This is a genomic window from Geomonas oryzae, assembly GCF_004117875.1.
GTDB lineage: Bacteria > Desulfobacterota > Desulfuromonadia > Geobacterales > Geobacteraceae > Geomonas > Geomonas oryzae.
Genome location: NZ_RAHW01000005.1, coordinates 245607 through 264910 on the forward strand (window position 1 = coordinate 245607; position 19304 = coordinate 264910).

The 19304-nt window shown below is 63.8% G+C and carries 18 protein-coding genes; 13 read left to right on the plus strand and 5 right to left on the minus strand.

The annotated features are described in order from the left end of the window. Position 1: 1 nt before the first annotated feature. The gene (locus D6Z24_RS14175; protein WP_129127252.1) at positions 2–442 is read right to left on the minus strand and encodes an Hsp20/alpha crystallin family protein; all 441 of its coding nucleotides are present in this window, start codon (positions 440–442) and stop codon (positions 2–4) included. A 329-nt stretch (positions 443–771) separates the two neighbouring features. Between D6Z24_RS14175 and D6Z24_RS14180 the strand changes: the two genes are divergently transcribed. Next, a complete protein-coding gene (locus D6Z24_RS14180) occupies positions 772–2703 on the plus strand; it encodes a tetratricopeptide repeat protein (protein WP_129127253.1) in 1932 nt (643 codons plus the stop codon). A 140-nt stretch (positions 2704–2843) separates the two neighbouring features. Here D6Z24_RS14180 and D6Z24_RS14185 read toward each other — a convergent pair whose 3' ends face one another. From D6Z24_RS14185 to mqnB, 4 genes are all read right to left on the minus strand, one after another. Continuing rightward, a complete protein-coding gene (locus tag D6Z24_RS14185) occupies positions 2844–3308 on the minus strand; it encodes a septal ring lytic transglycosylase RlpA family protein (RefSeq protein ID WP_129127254.1) in 465 nt (154 codons plus the stop codon). Between the two features lie 107 nt (positions 3309–3415). Beyond that, positions 3416–5620 (minus strand): PAS domain S-box protein, encoded by a 2205-nt coding sequence (locus tag D6Z24_RS14190; protein ID WP_129127255.1) that lies wholly within the window; start codon positions 5618–5620, stop codon positions 3416–3418. A 76-nt stretch (positions 5621–5696) separates the two neighbouring features. Beyond that, positions 5697–6557: a 1,4-dihydroxy-6-naphthoate synthase gene (locus D6Z24_RS14195; protein WP_129127256.1), complete on the minus strand. Its 861-nt coding sequence runs from the start codon at positions 6555–6557 to the stop codon at positions 5697–5699. Positions 6558–6749: 192 nt separating this feature from the next. Beyond that, positions 6750–7487, minus strand: a complete 738-nt coding sequence (gene mqnB, locus D6Z24_RS14200) for a futalosine hydrolase (protein ID WP_129127257.1) — start codon at positions 7485–7487, stop codon at positions 6750–6752. Positions 7488–7974: 487 nt separating this feature from the next. Between mqnB and D6Z24_RS14205 the strand changes: the two genes are divergently transcribed. The 12 genes from D6Z24_RS14205 to gspN all read left to right on the plus strand — a co-directional run bounded on the left by D6Z24_RS14205 (position 7975) and on the right by gspN (position 19238). After that, positions 7975–8868 (plus strand): type II secretion system protein N, encoded by an 894-nt coding sequence (locus D6Z24_RS14205; protein ID WP_129127258.1) that lies wholly within the window; start codon positions 7975–7977, stop codon positions 8866–8868. A gap of 54 nt (positions 8869–8922) precedes the next feature. Beyond that, positions 8923–10824: a type II secretion system secretin GspD gene (gene gspD / locus D6Z24_RS14210; protein ID WP_129127423.1), complete on the plus strand. Its 1902-nt coding sequence runs from the start codon at positions 8923–8925 to the stop codon at positions 10822–10824. Between the two features lie 16 nt (positions 10825–10840). Beyond that, positions 10841–12403: a type II secretion system ATPase GspE gene (gspE, locus tag D6Z24_RS14215; protein ID WP_129127259.1), complete on the plus strand. Its 1563-nt coding sequence runs from the start codon at positions 10841–10843 to the stop codon at positions 12401–12403. Beyond that, positions 12384–13586, plus strand: a complete 1203-nt coding sequence (gspF, locus tag D6Z24_RS14220; protein ID WP_129127260.1) for a type II secretion system inner membrane protein GspF — start codon at positions 12384–12386, stop codon at positions 13584–13586. The genes gspE and gspF overlap by 20 nt, the downstream gene beginning before the upstream one ends. 37 nt (positions 13587–13623) lie before the next feature. Further along, complete coding sequence (gene gspG / locus D6Z24_RS14225) at positions 13624–14067, plus strand: type II secretion system major pseudopilin GspG (RefSeq protein WP_129127261.1); 444 nt, start codon at positions 13624–13626, stop codon at positions 14065–14067. A gap of 83 nt (positions 14068–14150) precedes the next feature. Then, positions 14151–14681, plus strand: a complete 531-nt coding sequence (locus tag D6Z24_RS14230; RefSeq protein ID WP_246014675.1) for a pilus assembly FimT family protein — start codon at positions 14151–14153, stop codon at positions 14679–14681. After that, positions 14678–15022: a type IV pilus modification PilV family protein gene (locus tag D6Z24_RS14235; protein ID WP_129127262.1), complete on the plus strand. Its 345-nt coding sequence runs from the start codon at positions 14678–14680 to the stop codon at positions 15020–15022. Before D6Z24_RS14230 ends, D6Z24_RS14235 begins: the two co-directional genes overlap by 4 nt. Then, entirely contained in the window at positions 15012–15644 is a 633-nt protein-coding gene (locus tag D6Z24_RS14240) for a type II secretion system protein GspJ (RefSeq protein ID WP_129127263.1), read from the plus strand. The genes D6Z24_RS14235 and D6Z24_RS14240 overlap by 11 nt, the downstream gene beginning before the upstream one ends. Further along, positions 15641–16573 carry a type II secretion system minor pseudopilin GspK gene (gene gspK / locus D6Z24_RS14245; RefSeq protein ID WP_129127264.1) on the plus strand — a complete coding sequence of 311 codons (933 nt, stop codon included), beginning with the start codon at positions 15641–15643 and terminating at the stop codon, positions 16571–16573. Before D6Z24_RS14240 ends, gspK begins: the two co-directional genes overlap by 4 nt. Further along, positions 16573–17862 carry a type II secretion system protein GspL gene (gene gspL / locus D6Z24_RS14250; RefSeq protein WP_129127265.1) on the plus strand — a complete coding sequence of 430 codons (1290 nt, stop codon included), beginning with the start codon at positions 16573–16575 and terminating at the stop codon, positions 17860–17862. The genes gspK and gspL overlap by 1 nt, the downstream gene beginning before the upstream one ends. Continuing rightward, positions 17859–18401: a general secretion pathway protein GspM gene (locus D6Z24_RS14255; RefSeq protein WP_129127266.1), complete on the plus strand. Its 543-nt coding sequence runs from the start codon at positions 17859–17861 to the stop codon at positions 18399–18401. The genes gspL and D6Z24_RS14255 overlap by 4 nt, the downstream gene beginning before the upstream one ends. Continuing rightward, on the plus strand, positions 18402–19238 hold the full coding sequence (gene gspN, locus D6Z24_RS14260; protein ID WP_129127267.1) for a type II secretion system protein GspN: 837 nt from the start codon (positions 18402–18404) through the stop codon (positions 19236–19238). Positions 19239–19304 lie beyond the last annotated feature (66 nt).

Sequence of the window (19304 nt, forward strand, 5' to 3'; positions counted from 1 at the left end):
CTTACTCAATCGGGATCTCCCGGATGTGCGGTTTGTCGTTCTTGCGCCAGGGGAACGCCACCGTAAGCAGACCGTTGCGGCAGGTAGCTCTCGCCCCCTCAAAGTCGGCGCCGGGTGGGACCTCGACGGCCCGGCAGAAGCGCCCGGCGGGGCGCTCGAGGCAGATATAGGTGGCGCCGGGATCGGTCTCCTCGCGGATGTTCCCCTCGATCACCAGGGTGGAACAGCAAAGGCTGAGGGTGATGTCTTCGCGGTTGCAACCGGGCAGTTCGACCTCGACGACGAACGAGTTGCCGGTCTCGTAGATGTCCAAAAGCGGGGCATGCTCCTTTTCGGCGACTCCCTCCCGCCCCTCCAGCGTGGTGAGATAACGAAAGATCTCGTCCATCTGCTGGCGGAACAGGTTCAACCACTCCAACGGCTCCTTCGGAATCACCGCCATCTCGTCCCTCTCGCCCGACGCCCTCTTCCCGGCCGCCGGGGCCGTGACCGCTAAAGAAAAACCGGCCCCGTGGTGCCCACCCGGACCGGTGCAGATGATTTAACCATCTTTATCATGAAAGTCAAGGTAATCCGCCTTAACCTTGGAGCCCCCGCGCCAGGCAAGGCTTCCCGGCCGCAAAGGAGCGGTATCGTTAATGATTGGCGTTTTGGAATTGAATTTAGAACCCCCGATGTGTATAATCCGCCATCCTCGCACGGTCTCCAGGACCGAGCCGCCGGCGCCCACGGCGCCTTCCATGTCCTCATTAAATTTCAAAAGGGCCTTACATGAAACGATACGTAGCACTTTCATCGCTTTTTGCGGTGACCCTGTTCGGCACCGGCTTCAGCTGGCCTTTCCCGGCGACGAACAGCTGCCTGCAGGCGAAGAAGATCATCATGGAGCTCCCGCCGCAGGCGAGCGAGCAGAAACGAAACGACGCCGAGAAGCGCGTGGCCGAGCTCTGCCCCACCGGCGCCCCGGGGCGTTACCTGAAGGCGCTCGCCTTCGAGCGCAGCGGCAACATCGACGCAGCCATCCAGGAGTACCGCGAGACGCTCGCGCTAGACCCGGAGTTCTACCCGGCTAGCGGAAACCTCGGTCTTTTGCACCAGCAAAAAGGGGCAAGCGAAGAGGCCGCGGTCGAGCTCTCCCAGGGACTAAAGGCCGGCGACCCGCGCTACCACGGCGGGCTGGCCCGTATCCTCGCCCAAAAAGAGCTGCACCAACTCGCCGTCTTCCACTACACCGAGGCGCTCGCCGCCTTCCCGGAGGACGCCTCCCTGCACGGCGACCTCGCCGTCTCCTACCAGGCCCTCGGGCAGCAGCAAAAAGCTGAGGACGAGTACCGCAAGGCGCTCGCCATCCAGCCCGGCAACGCACGGGCACGCCTGGGCCTCGGTGCGCTCCTGCTCGCCCGCGGCGAGACCGACAAGGGTGTCAACGAGCTGAAGCAGGCGGCCATCGCCGACCCGAAGAACAAGGAAGCGCACCGCCTCCTCGCCGAGGGGTACGCGAAGAAGGGTGACCAGAAGAGCGCCGACTACGAGCGCATGCTCGCCGGAACGACCCCGGTCGAGAAGGACGCCCCCAAGGTCGACCACATGGCGCTTGCCGAGCAGCACCGGACCGCCAAGGACCTCGACATGGCGATCAGCGAGTACCGCCTGAGGCTTGCCGAGGAGCCCAACGACGCGGTGGCGCAGCAGCGCCTGGGGGATGCCCTGGTCGCAGCGGGACGCGAAGACGAGGCGATGAACTACTACCGCGACGCGATCAGGAACAAGGCGGAGAACCCGCAGTTGCACCTGAACCTCGCCGGGATCTACGAGAGGAAAGCGCTCCTCGACGAGGCGGTCGTCGAATACCGCCAGGTGCTCGCGAGCACGCCGGACAACGTCCAGGCGAGACAGCGCCTCGCCGACATCTACACCCTGAGGGGGAGCTTCCCCCAGGCGCTCGAGCAGTACCAGGAGCTGGTCAAGCTGACACCTGCCGACGCGGGAGCCCAGTTGAAGCTCGCAAGGGCCTACGTGAACGCGAAGAACCTCGACTCGGCGATCACCGCGTACCAGACTGCGATCAAACTGGACAGCGAGTCCCTCGATGCCCACCGCGAGCTCGCCGGGCTTTTGCGCAAACGTAACGAGATGGACCAGGCGGCCGGCGAGTACCAGGAGGTGCTGCGCCTGAAAAAGGACGACCAGGACGCCCGCACCGCGCTCACCGCGATCTACGTAAAGAACAAGAACTACGACGCCCTCGCGAAGCTCCTGAAGGAAGGGGTCGAGCTTTCACCCACCGACGCCAACGCCCACTACAAGCTGGGGCTCGTCTACGAGTTCCAGAAGAACTACGCCGCCGCGACCGACGAGTACAAGGAGGCGGTGAAGCTGAAGGCCGACCACGCGAAGGCGCTGAACGCGATGGGAAGGGTCCAGATGAAGGACGGCCACATCGCCGAGGCGAAGGAGTCGCTGGAGGCGGCCCGCAAGGCCGACCCGGAACTCGAGGAGGCCCAGGTCCTTTTGAGCAACATCAAGGACGAGTTCAACCCGGAGCCTAGAAGCTACCGCAAGCACAAGTCCTCGAAGTCTTCCAAGGCGACGAAGGGGAAGAAAGGGAAGAAGGGGAAGAAGTCCAAGGACAGCGACGACAAGCCGTCCAAGAAATCCTCGAAGAAGAAAAAGAGTTCCAAGAAGAAGCAAAAGAACGATTAAAGCCGCTGCGGCAGGAACCGAACACGAAGCAGCCCGAAAGGGCTGCTTTTTTTGTCGGCGCCGCTTGGCACACCAAAGAAAAAAGGCCGGGGTTGCCCCCGGCCTTTTCCTCTGTTCGCCCAGATTGTATTTTGATGTTTCTAGGATTCGCCTTCGGTGAGCGGGATGATGGCCACTTTGGCCTTCCCTTCTCCGAAGAAACCCAGCTTCCTTGCCGCAGCCCGTGAAAGATCGATGAACGGGAAACTCTTCTTGCGGCAACGGTCGTTGATAACAACCGTGACTTCCTTGTCGTTGGCGAGGTTTCTGACGAGAACCTTGGTCCCCAACGGCAGGCTCTGGTGGGCGGCGGTCAACTTCTCCGGATGGTAACGCTCTCCGGAGGTGGTCGCCCTGCCGTGGAACTTCCTGGCATAGTAGGTCGCTATGCCGATCAGCTTTTTCACCACCGATTTTTGCTGCGGTTCTACTTTTTCAACAGAGGATTCTGCTACCGGTTTTACTACTTGTTCTGAAGCCAGCAGGGGAAGCGTGTGGATCGGGAGGAGCATCAGGGCCAGGGCGACTATACGCACCAGCCTGAGACTCCGCTCGGGTGATGCCATGCGCACCTCCTTTGTTGGGCGAGGCATCCGTATAACATACCCCCGCGGCGAAGTCAAGTTCCAATGAGCCCGCAGGCGGCCAACCCTTTAATCCTGCGTAGTTTTTTCTACCTGACGGCGGACGCCTGTACCGGCGCGGCTTCGTGCCCCCCAACCTCCTCGGGGCGCCGACCGATGTTGGTCGTGTCGTTAATGATGACCACCTCGCGCGTGGTGCCGTCCACCTCGGCGGTCGGGAACGCGTGCCTTTTGAGGACGAACCACTTCCCGGTTTCCTTGTGCAAAAGCTCGATCCCCGGAGCGGCCAGGTGCTCCTTGAGTCCCTGCTCCTCGAGGAACGAGATGCAGTCGCGCCCGACGATGTCACGGTGCGCCTTGCCGGTGAAGGTCTCCACGGCACGGTTGAAGCGGCGGATCTTGCCGTACTGGTCGGAGAGGATGAACATGTCGGAGATGCAGTCCATGATCTCCTCCCACTCGCGCCGGATCCCCTCCATCTGGTGGAAGACGTTCTTCAGCTCCTCGTGCTTCATGTAAAGGCGTGCGTCGCTCTCGAGGAGTTCCCGCTCCATCTGGCGCTGGTCGGTGACGTCGCGCGAGATGGCGATCAGGCAGGCTTCCCCCTGGTACTCGATGACGTCGGCGGACCATAAAAGCTCGCGGATCTCGCCGGACTTCACCCGGAAGCGGACGTCCAGGTTGCGCACATGGCCGTGCTCGTTCAGAAGCTTCAGCATCACCATCCTGGCGTCGGAGTCCGCCCAAAGCTGCAGGTCGGTCGAGGTCCTGCCGATGACCTCCTCCCTGCGGTAGCCGGTGATCTCCTGGAACGCCTCGTTGACGTCGATGTAGGTGCCGTCCTCGGCGCGGGTGATGACGATGGAGTCGGGGCTCGCATGGAAGGCCTTGGAGAACTTCTCTTCGGAGTTTCTTAGCGCCTGTTCCGCCTCGATGCGCCAGGTGATGTCCTGGGCGGTGCCCAACATGTGCAGCGGTTTTCCCTGCGCGTCGTAGGTCACCTCGCCCCGCGCCGACAGGGTGCGGACCGCCCCGCTTGCCAGCACGATGCGGTAGTCCATCTGGTAACTCTTGCGGTTGTAGATGGCGTCGTTCACGCAGCGGATCACCATCTCCCGGTCATCCGGGTGCACCGCCTGCAGGACGAGCTCGTGGGAAGGGGTGAAGGCGGCAGGGTCCACGTCGTAGATGCGGAACATCTCGTCGGACCAGGCGAGCGTGTCGGAGGCGAGATCCCAGTCCCAGTTGCCGAGACGTGCTATGCGCTGCGCGACAGCGAGGGTGGCGCGGCTTTCCCTGAGCGCCTCCTCGACCTCCTTGTGGGCGCTTATGTCGACCAGGGAGAGCACCGCCTGCTCGGTCCCTTCGATGGGGGCCCAGTTGCCGACCATGGTGCGCAGCGCGCCGTTTCTGTCCATCAGCTGGACCTCGAAGCTGCTCCTTGGCGTGGCCGGCTCCTCGACGACCGGTGCGGCCGCGATCCCGTCGGAATCGCAGCTGCCGACGAACTCGGTCCAGAGTTTTTTCCCTTCGAGCTCCCCGCGCGAAAGCCCCGTGGCGGCCTCGAAGCCGCGGTTCACCGTCTGGAGCGTGCCGTCAGGGAGCACGATGGCCATGGCGGTCCCGGTGTTCTCGAATATGGCGCGGTAGCGGGCCTCGGACTCCTCCAACTGCTCCTGGGAACTGCGACGCGAGGTGATGTCGCGCGCCGCGTAAAGGACGGTCCGGATGCCTTGTTGCAGGTCGCCGATGGGATGGATGGAAATCTCTTCGTAGCGGCTGCCGCCGTCCTCGGTGCGGTAGCTCACCTCGCTGCTTACCGGACTGGCGGTGCAGACGCACTGGGAGAGCTGGCTCATCACCTGCTCGGAGAGCCCGTAGCGGGTGATCAGCTCGGGAAAGCTGCGCCCGACGGCCTCCGCTTCGGCCAGGGCATATTTGGCGAGGAAGACGCCGTTGCAGTTGGCGATGGTGTAGTCGTCGGTCCGCACCACGCAGATCGCGTCGCGCGAGGAGGCAAGGAACATGCTGGAGAGGTCGTCGGAATGGCGCAGCGCCGTCTCCACCCTGCGGCTGCGCTCGCAGAGCACCGAGAGGGAAGCGAAGAACACGCCGAGCAGGCTCGCGTAGAAGGTGCGCATCCAGAGCTCGTACCCGTTCGGCGCGGTGAGTTGATCCAGAAACGGCGCGCGCCGCAGAATCAGGGCGTCGATGAGCGCGTCCCCCACCCAGAAGAGCAGGATGAAACAGAAGGCCACCGCTATGTGCCGCTTCCAGTTGAAGGGCTTGGTCATGCGCATTCCTCCACGATGCTGCGTACGGCTCATCCCCGTTTCGGCAGCAAGGCAGATAACTTGAGAGGTATCCCGGTCACGGGATCAGCAAGGGCTCCTGCCAGGGGGGTATGATCCCCGCTTCGGCCGCCCGGTTGAGCAAAAGGCGCACGGCATCCTCCCCCTGCCGGCCTAGCCCGCGGGAGAAGTCGTTCACGTAAAGGGAGATATGGGCGTCGCACACCTCGTCGCTCATCTCCTGCGAGTGGGCTCGTATGTAGGGACGCGCCTCGCCGGGGTGGGCGAAGGCGTACTCCACGCTCCGCGCAAGCCCCCGTTCCAGGGACAAGAGCGCCTCCCGCCCGAGCGAGCGTTTCGCCGCGATGCCGCCAAGCGGTATGGGGTGCCCCGTCTCCCGCTCCCACCACTCGCCCAGGTCGAGCACCTTTTTGAGGCCGTACCCCTGGTAGGTGAAGCGCGACTCGTGGATGATTACCCCGGCCGCGACCGAACCGTCGGCGACCGCGCCCATGATCTCGTGGAACGGAAGGTAGACGAAGTCGGCAAGCGACGGGTTGAAAAGCCTCAAAAGAAGCGCCGCGGTAGTGTACCGCCCGGGAAGGGCGATCCTCTTGCCGGCGAGCTTTTCCGGGTCGATGTCGTCGCGCGCGACGACCAGGGGGCCGCAGCCGCGCCCGAGCGCCCCCCCGCTTCTCAGCAGGAGGTAGTCCTTCAGGATGTGCCCCATGAGGTGGTAGGAGACCTTCGAGACGTCTAGCGTCGCTGAAAGCGCCATCCGGTTCAGGGTCTCCACGTCCTCTAGCTGCTCGCGAAAGGAAAAACCGCAGTCGACCCGCCCGTGGATCAGGGCATCGAAGATGAAGGTGTCGTTGGGACAGGGGGAAAAGCCCAGGGTGAGCACCGGGCGCTCCCCGTTTTCTGACAGTACGCAATCCATTTCTTGTACCAGCTCCGATAAATCAGTCAAAGAGACCCGGATCTCTCACAGATCCGCCCCTTGCAAAGTTTTTAAGACTCACCAATATACTACTTGAGGGAAGGTTGTGCAAGAAAAGCTTAACGAGCGCGCGATATATATAAGAGCGGCACTGCAAACGGAAGGAAGCAAACGAAGAGAAAACGGCGCGGGTCAGCTCCCGAAGAGCGCATCGGGGCACTCAAGAAGGGTTAAGAGAAAGCGCTGCACCTCGCCCACGGCACGTTTCAAGTCCCAGCGCGACATGTCCCGGTCCTCCACCATGTTGCTGATGCCGCGCACCTCGAGACAGGGAACGCCGTAGATGAGCGCGACGTGGGCGAGTGCCGCCCCCTCCATGTTCTCGCAGATGCCGGGGAAGCGGCGCAGCATCTCCTCCCCGCGACGGGAGGTCCCGGAGCAGGTGGAAACGGTGAGAAAGCTTCCGAGGGCGGCGGCAAAGCCTTCGGCGGCGGCGTGCTCGAGCGCGCGTCGGGCCGGCTCGAGCGGCAGCGGGACGCGGTTGAAGACGCGCTCCCCCCTACCCTCGTAGAGCGGGATGCCGATGAGGTCGAGCCCGCGCCACCCATCGGGGGTCAGCACCCCCTCGTCCGCGAAACACTCGGCGTCGGCCACCGCTATGTCCCCGACGCCGATCCCGCAACCGGGGAAGGCGCCGCCGCAGCCGGTATTGATGAGAAGATCAGGGGTCAGGCGCTCGCAAAGAACGGTCGCCGCGCAGGCGGCGTTCGCCTTGCCCATGCCGGTCAGAGCGATGAAGAGCTCCTGTCCCGCGAGCTCGCCGCGCCAGACGGGAAGGTGCCCCACGCCGGAGAAGGGGAGTGCGGAAGCGGCCTGTATCAGCTCCGAGAGTTCCATCCTGGTTGATGCGGTGACGACGACTCGTCTCATGTGTGGCTCCAAAATGCGTGGTTGCGCGAGTCTAGCACAGCAGTCGGCGGCAGTTCAACAGCGCTGTCAAAAAGCCGTCGGAAGTCAAAAAGTCGCGTGCCTACCTTGGGCATCCTTGGCGCCCGTCTGCAGGTAGCGCCGACAAGCCCCAGCGTCTTCATTGGAAAAAGTGTGGCAATACGGGAAGGTTTTGTTACAATGATGCCTGCGAGTCGGCTCCAGGAGCGGCGGCACAAGTTTTGCTAATACTGTGGCGTTTGGTTAAGGCACGGGCAGCGCAAGCTCTCATTATCCTTCTCCTCCATGAGCTGATGCTGCAGCGGTCCGCCGCCAGGAACGAAACGGCGAAACGACTACGATGCAGAGGGGGAAGAACGAGCGTCCCGGTGGCCTCCGGAGCAGCACTCGTACCCCCTTTTTTGTTGCATAACTCAAGGCCATCTAATATATTCGCACCGTTTCGACTACTCGCAGAGAAGGGTCTTTCATGCCGCGCTGGATTCTCCCCCTGAACATAACCCTGGGCATCGCCATCATCGCGGTGGCGGCGCTCATCGCAGCGGACCTGCTGAGCTTCAAGATCTCCGGACTTTACCCACGCAACGCGCAGAAACCGGCCTCGCAGAGCGCGACCGCACCGGCGGCGAGCCAGGACCTCCTCACCTTCGGTCCCATCCTCGAGCGCGGCCTGTTCGGCAAGGCGACCCAGGGGAAACTGACCCCGATCGTGCAGACCGCTTCGACCGCCGCGGGCCAGGCCGCGCCCCCCCCGGCTGCGGTGAACGACCTGATCCTTTTGGGGACCGCGGTCGGCTCGTTCCGCGAAACCTTCGCGCTCGTGCTGAAGAGTTCGACCCACGAGGAGCGGGTCTTCCGCCTCGGCGACACGGTGTTCTCGGCGGGACCGCTCGTCTCCGTCAAGAAGGACGTGGCCGAGATCCTGGTGGGTGGGAAAGGGGTGAAGATCCTGACTCCGACCGCGGCGGCGGAAGCTGCGGCTACGGCAGCGGCGGCCCCTGCGGCACCCGCTTCGGGCGGCGGTCTCGCCGCCTCCGCCGGTGCCGGAAACTACATCGTCGACCAGCGCGCCCTCAACGCGGCCCTGGACAACATCGGCCAGGCCATGACCGACGCGCGCCTGCTGCCGAGCATGAAGGACGGCAAGGTCGAAGGGTTCCGCGCCACCGAGGTGAAGCCCCAGGGGATCTTCGGCACCGTCGGCATCAGAAACGGCGACGTCCTCTTGAGGATGAACGATTTCCCGATCGACTCCCCGGAGAAGGCGATCCAGTCCTTCGCCTCGCTCAAGGGGCAGAGCCGTATCAAGCTCGACCTGATCCGCGACGGCCAGCCCACCACTTTCACTTACGACATAAGGTAACCACTACCCTCACGGGAGGTTGTTTTGAGAACCAAAGCTGCACGCATCGTAGCGATGCTCATATTCCTGCTCACCGCACCGGCGCTCGCCTCGGCCAAGGGTGTGGTGCTGAACTTCACCGACGTGGACATCGCCACCATGGTGAAATTCATCAGCGACCTCACCGGCAAGAACTTCATCATGGACGACCGGGTCAAGGGGAAGATATCCGTCTTCTCCCCGGCCAAGCTCTCCAACGAGGAGGCGTACAACGTCTTCACCTCGGTGCTCGAGCTGAAGGGCTTCACCGTGGTGCCGGCGGGCAAGGTGATGAAGGTGGTACCGACCGCGGCGGCCAAACAGGCCGGGGTGAAGGTGCTTTACGACGGCGAGAAGGGGACGGTGAACGACAGCTACCAGGCGCGCGTGATCCAGCTGGAGCACGTGGCGCCGCAGGACGCGGTGACCTTCCTGCAGCCCCTGGTCTCCAAGGACGGTCAGATCTCGGCCTTCGGCGCCGCAAACCTGATCCTCGTCATCGACTCCGCATACAACATCCAGAAGATCCTCGGGATCCTGAAACACATCGATACGGACCAGGTGCGCGAGGGGGCTGAACTGGTCTTCCTCAAAAACGCCGCCGCCGACAGCGTGGCCACCATGGTGAAGGACTGGCTCTCCGGCAAGCAGAGCGCTAAGCCCGGCGCGCCTACCGCAACTACCGGCGCGGCTCCCGTCGTCGCCGACACCAGACTGAACGCCCTCATCATCTTTGGCTCGGACAAGGACAAGGCCGACGTCAAGAAGCTGATCGAGCTGGTCGACGTTGTGCCGCCGACCACGAGCAGCAAGGTGAACGTCTACTACCTGGAAAACGCCGAGGCGACCGAGGTCGCCAAGGTGCTGGACGGCCTCGTGAAGGGAACCTCCACAACACCTGCGGCCGCAACACCGGGCGGCACCGCGGCCGCACCGCAGCAGGCCGTCTTCGAAGGGGGCAAGATCACCATCACCCCGGACAAGGCGACCAACTCGCTGGTCATCATGGCCTCCCCGACCGACTACCAGAACCTCCTGCAGGTGATCCAGAAGCTCGACAGAAGAAGCCGCCAGGTGTTCGTGCAGGCGATGATCGCCGAAGTTTCCGTCAACAAGGCGAAGGACCTCGGGGTGCAGATCGGCGTGATCGGCGCCGCCTCCAACGGCACCGTGGCCACCATCGGCACCTTCGACCCCTTCGGCACCGTGGCCGGGCTCTCCACCACCGCCGCTGCGGCCAAGACCCTCGGCATGGACGTGACCCTCGGCAAGATCAACGTCCCGGTCGTCCTGCAGGCGCTGCAGACCAACGGCGCCCTGAACGTCCTCTCCACCCCGAACATCATGACCAGCGACAACAAGGAAGCCGAGATCTTCGTCGGCGAGAACGTCCCCTTCCTCTCCGGCACGAACCTCACTTCGACCGGCCTCTCGCAGCAGTCCATCGAGCGGAAGGACACCGGTATCATCCTGAAGATCAAGCCGCAGATCAGCGAGGGCGAGTACGTGAAGCTCGACATCTACCAGGAGATCTCCGCGGTGAAGGACTTCGGCACCGCGACCAGCCCGAACCTCGGCAGCACCAAGCGGTCCGCCAAGACCTCGGTGGTGGTGAAGAACACCGACACCGTGCTGATCGGCGGCCTGATCCAGGACACCGACCAGGTGGTCGAGAGCAAGATCCCCCTTTTGGGCGACATCCCGGGGCTTGGCTGGCTCTTCAAGACCAGGACCAACAAGCGGGACAAGACGAACCTCCTCATCATGCTCACCCCGCGCATCATCAAGGACGCGCGCGACCTGGCCGAGGTTTCGGCGACCCAGCGGAACAACTTCTCCGATGCGGTGAAGAACAACGCCCCCTTCAACCTGGAGCGCGCCCTGGAGGAAAAGCCGAAGTCGGTGACCGCGGACAAGCCCGAAATTCGCAACCAGTAACGGCGGACAGACTCCCATGGCAGAAACCCTCGATATAGAAAGCATAGCGGAACGCCTCGGCCTTCCTTTCCAGGCCGAGATCGACGACACGAAGGTGGACGGCGCCCTGGTGAACCGGGTGCCCCTGAACTTCGCGAGAAACAACCTCCTGTTGCCGCTGCGCGAGGAGGAGGGCACGGTGGTGGCGGCGAGCGCCGACCCGGCGAACCTCTTGGCCCTCGACGAGATGGCGGGGCTCTTCCAGCTCCCGGTGCGCACCGTCGTGGTCCCGCAGCCGGTCCTCATCGACGCGGTGAACCGTCTCTACTCGCGCCTCTCCGGCTCCGCCCAGGAGGTGGTCGAGGAGCTCGAAGGGGAGGAGCTTTCCACCCTCGCCACCTCGTTCAACGAACCGCGCGACCTGATGGAGCTGACCGACGAGGCGCCGGTGATCCGGCTTTTAAACTCGATCCTCTTCCAGGCGGTCAAGGAGCGCGCAAGCGACATCCACATCGAGCCGTTCGAGCGGGAGCTCGAGGTCCGCTTCAGGATCGACGGCCTGCTCTACAAGATGCTCTCCCCCCCGAAGGTGATCCAGGAGGCGCTCACCTCCCGCGTGAAGATCATGTCCGGCCTTAACATCGCCGAGAAGAGGCTGCCGCAGGACGGCCGCATCCGGGTGAAGGTCGCCGGGCGCGACGTCGACATCCGCGTCTCGCTCATCCCGACCTTCTTCGGGGAGCGCGTGGTCTTGAGGCTTCTGGACAAGCAGCGCGGCGTGCTTTCGCTCAAGGAGATCGGCCTCTCGGACAAGAACGACCTCCTCATGGAGCGGCTTTTGTCCAGGACGAGCGGCATCATCCTGGTCACCGGGCCTACCGGCAGCGGCAAGACCACGACGCTCTACGCGGCGCTCTCCCAGATCAACTCGCCGGAGAAAAACATCATCACGGTCGAGGACCCGATCGAGTACCAGCTGAAGGGGGTAGGCCAGATCCAGGTGAACCCGAAGATCGACCTCACCTTCGCGAACGGCCTGCGCTCCATCCTCAGGCAGGACCCGGACATCGTCATGATCGGCGAGATCCGCGACGCCGAGACCGCCGAGATCGCCATGCAGGCCTCGCTCACCGGCCACCTGGTCCTCTCCACCCTGCACACCAACGACGCAGCGACCGCGGTGACGCGCTTGATCGACATGGGGATCGAGCCGTTCATGGTCGCCTCGTCGCTCTCCGCGGTGCTCGCCCAGCGTCTCGTGCGCGTGATCTGCCCGCACTGCAAGGAGTCCTACGTCCCGGACCGCAGCTACCCGGGGGTCGAGCTCCCGCCGCTTTTGTACCGCGGCCGCGGCTGCGAGAAGTGCTTCAACCTGGGGACCATCGGCCGGGTCGGCATCTACGAGCTCCTCCCCATCGACGCGGAACTCTGCTCCATGATCATCCGGCAGGCCTCCTCCGGCGCCATCAAGGAGTACGCCGTATCGAAGGGGATGCGTACCCTGCGCGAGGACGGTCTTTTGAAGGCGGCCCAGGGGATCACCACCATCGAGGAGGTCCTGAGGGTGACCCAGGACGACTATGCCGACCTTTCGCTATAGCGCATTCAACCAGAAGGGGGCCGAGGTCACCGGCACCATGGACGCGGCGAGCGAAGCCGAGGCGCGCCTGCAGCTGAAGGGAAAGGGCCTCTTCGCCAAAGAGATCGCCCCGGCTACCGAGGCGGGCTCGCGCTGGTCGTTCGGCTCAGGCGTCAGCGTCCCCGATCTCTCCCTCGCCACGAGGCGCCTTGCCACCCTTTTGGGGAGCGCCGTCCCGGTCTACGAGGCGGTCGCGACGCTGTGGGAGCAGGAGGCGCCCGGCGAACTGAAGCGCGTGCTCGGGCGGGTGCGGGACCGGCTCGCCGAGGGCCAGGGGCTTGCCCAGGCGCTTGCCGCCGAACCGCAGGTCTTTTCCGAGAGCTACATAGGGATGGTTTCCGCCGGCGAGGCGAGCGGCGCGCTCGACGTGGTGCTGGAGCGCCTGGCCGAGTTCCAGGAGGACCAGGCCGAGGTGAGAAGCCGCGTGATCACCGCCCTCATCTACCCCGCCATCATGGTGGTGGTCGGCGTAGGCGTCATGATGGTGCTGCTCGGTTTCGTCGTCCCGAAGATCTCCGCGGTCTTCGAGAGCAACAAGGCGACCCTGCCGCTCGTCACCGTGCTCCTCATCAAGGCGAGCACCCTGGTCAGGAAGGGGTGGTGGGCCATGGGGGCGCTGGCGATCCTGGCGGTCGCCGCCTGGAAGCGGTTGAAGGCGAACGAAGAGCTTCTCATCAAGCGCGACCGCTTCATCCTGCGCCTTCCGATGGCGGGGCAGCTCTGGCGCCGCCTGGTGCTGTCGCGTTTCGCCAAGGTGCTGGGCCTTTTGCTGCAAAGCGGCGTCCCGATCATCAAGGCGATGGAGATCACCGGCGAGGCGGTCGTGAACCGCGAGTACAAAAGCTTTCTCGCCCAGGCGCGGGAGACCCTGATCCAGGGTGGGAGCCTCTCCGGGGCCCTGAAGACGAGCCCGCTCTTCCCGCCGCTGTTGACCCACATGACCGCAGTAGGCGAAAAGAGCGGCGAGCTCGACGCCATGCTCATCAAGGCGGGCGACGCCTTCCAGAAGGAGTTCAACGCCCAGGTGACCCGTTCCATGGCGCTTCTCGAGCCGATGCTGATCCTCGGCATGGGGCTCACCATAGGCTTCATGGTCATCGCCGTCCTGCTCCCCATCATGCAACTGAACCAGCTGGTCAAGTAGTCGACTGACTCCATAAAATTCTTTGCGAGGTCTACCCATGCTGAAACAACTGAAAGACAGCCGCGGCTTCACCCTGATCGAACTGATGGTGGTCATCGTCATCCTGAGCCTTCTGGCCGTCCTGGTCGGGCCGAAGATCATCGGCCGCAGCGACGACGCTAAGGTCGCCGACGCCAAGGTGCAGATCCGCAACTTCGAGACCGCCCTGAAGCTCTACAAGCTCGACAGCGGCGTTTTCCCGACCACCGAGCAGGGGCTGCAGGCCCTGGTGACCAAGCCGACCACCGGCAAGGTCCCCAACAACTACCGGGCCGAAGGTTACCTGGAGAACAAGAACATCCCGAAGGACCCCTGGGGCAACGACTACGTCTACCTCTCCCCCGGCGAGCACGGCGACTACGACCTCTCCTCCTACGGCGCGGACGGCGCCCGCGGCGGCGAAGGGAAGAACGCCGACATCGAAAGCTGGAGCATGAAGTAGGTAGCAGTGGCGCGCCCACCAGTCGGACCAGTCAGACGGGCATGGCAGGCATGGCCACCGAACAGCGCCGGAGAGAGAACTTCTTGACCACAAAAGCCTTTGGCAAAAAGGTGAGCCGCCGCGAGGCGGGCTTCACCCTCCTGGAGCTCATGGTGGTGATCTTCATCATCGCCATGGCGGCGGGAATCGTCCTCCCGCGTCTCCCGGAGCCGGAGGGGACCCGCCTGAAGAGCTCGGCGCGCAACCTGGCTAGCGGCATCAGGTTCCTGAACGACCAGGCCATCATCACCAAGAAGGTCTACCGCCTGCACCTGGTGCTCGGGGAGAACACCACCCGCATCACCGAGCTCTCACCCACCGGCGAGGAGATGCAGCCGCAGGACCAGTTCATGGGGAGGCGGCTCGTCGAAGAGGGTATCGACATCGAGGACGTGAGCGTCGGAAGCAAGGGTGTCGTGAACGAGGGGGAGGTGGTGATCCCTTTCGGACCGGCGGGCCTTGGCGACGGCGTCACCATCCACCTGAAGGCGGGGAAGGTGCATTTCACCGTCATCGCCTACCCATCCGGGGGTAAGGTCACCGTCCAGGAAGGATACCAGGAGGTTACTTCGTGAGAGGCTTCACCCTGCTCGAGGTGATGATCGCCCTCGCCATCACCGCCGGCGTCCTTTTGACCGTCATCTCATCGGTCAACTACCACCTCTCCAGAATCGCCGAGGACTCGGAGGAGACCACCGCGGTCCTTCTGGGACGCGCGAAGCTCGAGGACCCGGAGTTCGCCAAGAAGACCGATACCAAGGGGAACTTCGCCCCCGATCATCCCGATCACAAGTGGGAGCGCGAGATCACGAAGACCGACATCCCGGGCCTGAACATGATCCGCTTCACCGTGATCTGGGGCAACGACAGCAAAAGGCTCTCCCTTGTGCAATACGTGCCGCAAAATGCCCAGTAACAAGGGTTTCACCCTCATAGAGCTCCTGATCGCCCTGGCGCTGTTGGTCATCCTCGCCGGTGCGCTTTACGGGACCTATTTTTCCGTGGTCGGTGCGCGCGAAAAGGGGGGCGTCCGGATGGAGGAGCGCCGCGAGCTCTCCACGACGCTCGGGAGACTGCACGACGAACTCTCTTCGGCCTTCTTCACGAAACTCGTGACAGGCACCGGCACGACGACAAGTACGCAGCGGTACCACTTCGTGGTGGAGGACCGGGACAGCTTCGGCAAGCCCGCCTCGCTTTTGCAGTTCACCGCGGTCACCCCGCCCCGCATCGATCCCTCGCCCGCCTCCGACCTCATGGTGGTGCGCTACTCGGTGCAGGAAAAGGAGGGAGACCAGGTCCTCACCCTGGTGCGCGAGGCGCGTGATCTCTACCTCGACACGAGTGTCGCGTCGGTCCCCTACCCGGTCATGGACCGGCTGGAGGGGTTCCTGGTCGAGTGCTGGGACGGAGCCAAGTGGGTGAAGACCTGGGACACCGCGCTCAACAACCAGATGCCGCAGAAGGTCAGGATCACCATCACCGTCAAGGGGGGAGAGACCTTCAGCACCGTAGCCACGCCGAGGAAAGGGATATGAGGGGGGAGAAAGGGTTCGCCCTCGTCATAGCGCTCATCGTGACCACGCTCCTCGTGGCGCTTCTGGCCGAGTTCGTCAACGAGGTCTACGTCGACGCCTCGCACAGCCACAACTTCGTGGCGGCGCAGCAGGCCGGGATGCTCGCGGAATCGGGGGTGGCGGGGGGGATCAAGCTCCTGCAGGTTTCCAGCTCGCTCAGGCTTGGCGAGCAGTACAGCTCCCTTCTCGAGCCGTGGGCACAGCCCCAGTCACTCGATGCGGACAACGGCACGGTGACCGTCACCATCGAGGAGGAGAGCGGCAAGATCGACCTGAACTCGGCGACCTCGCAGACCGGGGTGCCGGACGATTTTTACAAGAACGCCCTGTTGAGGCTTTTCGACAACCTTAAGCTGTCGCGCGACCTATACGACTCCCTGGCCGACTGGGTGGACAACGACGACACGCCGCGCCCGAGCGGCGCCGAGAAGAACTACTACGGAGCACTGAAGCCGCCGCTGCAGGTGCACAACGACAAGCTGGAGACCATTGAGGAGCTAGGCCTCGTCAAGGGGTACCCACCCGAGGTGCTGGCCAAGCTGCGCGGCATGGTCACGGTGTACGGGATGACGAACGGCATCGCCGCGGCGAAGATCAACATCAACACCGCCCCGAAGGAGGTCCTCATGTCGCTGGACGACAGCCTCATGACCGGGGACCAGGTGGCCCAGATCCTCGAGTACCGCAAGACCAAGGTGATCAAGACCCTTGCCGACGTGTTCGGCAGTTCGCCGCTCACCAACACCCTGTCCTTGAAGGTGGGATGCAAGGGGTTCATTTACCGCATCCGTTCCGAGGGGAAGGTGGGAGAAAGCGTCAGTGTCGCCGAGGCCGTGGTGACCGACGTTGAGGGAACAACGCCCAGGATCCTTTACTGGAGAGAATATTGATGGACATGCTGATCGTACAACTGAAAAGGTCCGAGCTGGTGCTCGCCTCCTTCAAGGCGAAGAAGGGGGGGGCGACCTTCCTCTCCGCCGAGCGGCACCCGCTTGCCGGCGAGGAGGGGGAACTCTCCCGCATCATCGCGGGGAGCGACATCGCCGCGGGAGAGCATCGCGTGGTCCTCGCCCTCCCGCCGTCCTCGCTGTTCATGAGGGAGCTGGAACTCCCCATCACGGACCGCGCCAAGGTCCGCGAACTCCTCCCGCTCGAGCTGAAGGGGGAGACCGCGCTCGACACCGACCAGCTAGCCTTCGACGCCCTGCCGCTTGCCGGCGGCAAGGTGCTCGCGGTCTGGGGCAAGGTCCAGGACCTCTCCGAGAAGATCGCGCTCCTGAAAGAAGCGGGGCTCGAACCCGAAGTAGTCACCGCGTCCCTGTTCCACTGGGAAAAGCTCGCCCCCGCCGCCGGGACCGTGGCCGTGAGCGACGGCGAGGCGCTGGCGGCGTACCGTGACGGCGCCCCCATCTACTTCCGTGCCCTCCCCCCGGGTGCCGGCGAGGCGGAGCTTACGCGCACCATCGCCGCGCTGGAACTCTCCCGCGAGCTGCGTGTGGACCGGATCGTCTCGCACGCCCCCGGGAAATTGGAGGGGGACGCGGAGTCGCCGTCGGGCAAGGATCTCTACGAAGCCTTCGGCGACGACCCGCGCGCCTCGCACGATCTTGCCGGCGCCTATGCGCTCGCCGCCGCAGTCGCTGACGGCTCCGCCGTCAACTTGCGCCGCGGGCCGCTTGCCTACACCGCCGCAACGGAAAAGCTCTACCAGCGTCTCAAGGTGAGCCTCATACTCGCCGCGGCCCTCGTCCTTCTCATCTTCGCCGAGAGCGGCGTGCGCTACTACCTCGTGAAACGCGACCTCACCTCGCTCGACCGCACCATCACCGGCATCTACAAGGAGGTCTTCCCGACCCGCAAAAAGGCAGTGGACGAGGTGGCGGAACTGCGCTCCGAGATCAAGCGCCTGGAAGGGGCCAAGACATCCAGCAACGTGCTCAAATTCCTGAAGGACCTCTCCGAACTGAAGGGGGAGGATGTGGGGGGGATCTACGAGACCGAGGTGACCGGCAACGACGTGCGCCTCAAGGGTGACGCGAAGAGCATCCAGGCCGCGAGCGATTTCAAGGGACGCGCCGCCCTCCTCCTCGAGGGAGCCGAGGTCAGCGAGACGAAGTCCCGCGCCGACGGCAGCATCACCTTCACGCTGAGCGGAAAGATCAAGGGGGTGAACCAATGAGCCGCCAGGAGATGATCAGCATGCTGCAGGGGATGGACAGCACGATCCGCCAGCGCATCGGCATAGCACTCGCCGTCCTCCTCGCCATCGTGGTCGCGCTCTCGGCGATCAACAGCCGCATCACCACGCTCGAGCACAAGCGGGCCGCCCGCGAGGCGGACATCGGCGAGATGATGCGCCTGAAGCTGCGCTTCCAGGAGGCGAACGCCGGCGCCCAGCGCATGGCGAACCGGCTCATGGCCACCCGGCCGGACGACTCGCCCGCGAAGATCATCGAGGAGACCGGCATCAAGGGGCGCGGCAGCCAGATCAAGCCGGTCAAGGGTGACGACATCCCGGGCTACGTCGAGGACGCCGCCGAGGTGAGGATGGAGGGGCTTTCCGCCAACGAGGCCGTCAACCTCATCTACCGCCTCGAGAAGGGTACGCGCCCGGTGACGGTGAAGAAGGCCCTCATAAAGCAGAGGTTCGACGATCCCTCGAAGCTCGACGTCGCACTCACCATCGCGCTGATCAAGCCTGCACCGGCGGGGAAATAGATGAACAGACGTGCCCTATACCTTGCCCTGGGCATCCCCTCGGCGATCCTGCTGTTTTTGCTGCTTACGCTTTTGTTCACCCCGAACTACGCCATAAAGGGTGTGCTGGTGCGGGCCGCGGAGAATGCCGGTTACACGCTCGAGTGCGCCGGCCTGGGCAAGGGTTTTCCGCTCGCCCTGCACGCCGACAAGGTGGAGCTCGGCACGGCCAAAGGGACCGTGTTGAAGCTCTCGGAGGTGAAGTTGCGCCTCGAGATGCTCCCCCTTCTCACCGGTAAGGCCCGCCTCGCCTACCGTTGCACCATCGGCACCGGTGAGGCGAACGGGGAGCTGGAGCTCGGCAAGGGCAAGGGTTGGAGCCTGCAGTGCCGCGGGGTTCGACTGGAAGATATCCCCTTCTTCAGTACCGTGGCCGAGGCCAAGGTCAGGGGGGAACTGAGGGTGAACGGCAAAATGGAGGGTGGCAAGGGTGGCAACGCGGGCGACCTGCAACTGGAGGTCCGCTCCGCCGAGGTCGCCGGGGTCAAGATCGGCGCCATGCCGCTTCCCGATGCCGCTTACCGGGAAATACGCGGCGTGTTGAAAGTCGAAAAAGGGCGTGCCGTTTTAAAAAGCTTCACCCTCAACGGCGACGGCATCTACGTCCGCCTTTCCGGGGACACCGTCTTAGGGACTCCGCTCGGCGCATCCCCGCTCAACCTGACCATGGAGATGATGCCGAAGCCCTCCTTCCTCGAGCGGCAGAAGTTCGTGTTTTTACTGCTGACCAAGTACCAGAGCTCCCCCGGCGCCTTCAGCGTGCCGATCCGCGGCACCCTCGCCCATCCGTCCATGTAGCCTCAAACAAAACACGGTTTCAGATTTTGGGTTGCATTTGCCTCCTCTCTTACTTAACATTACCGT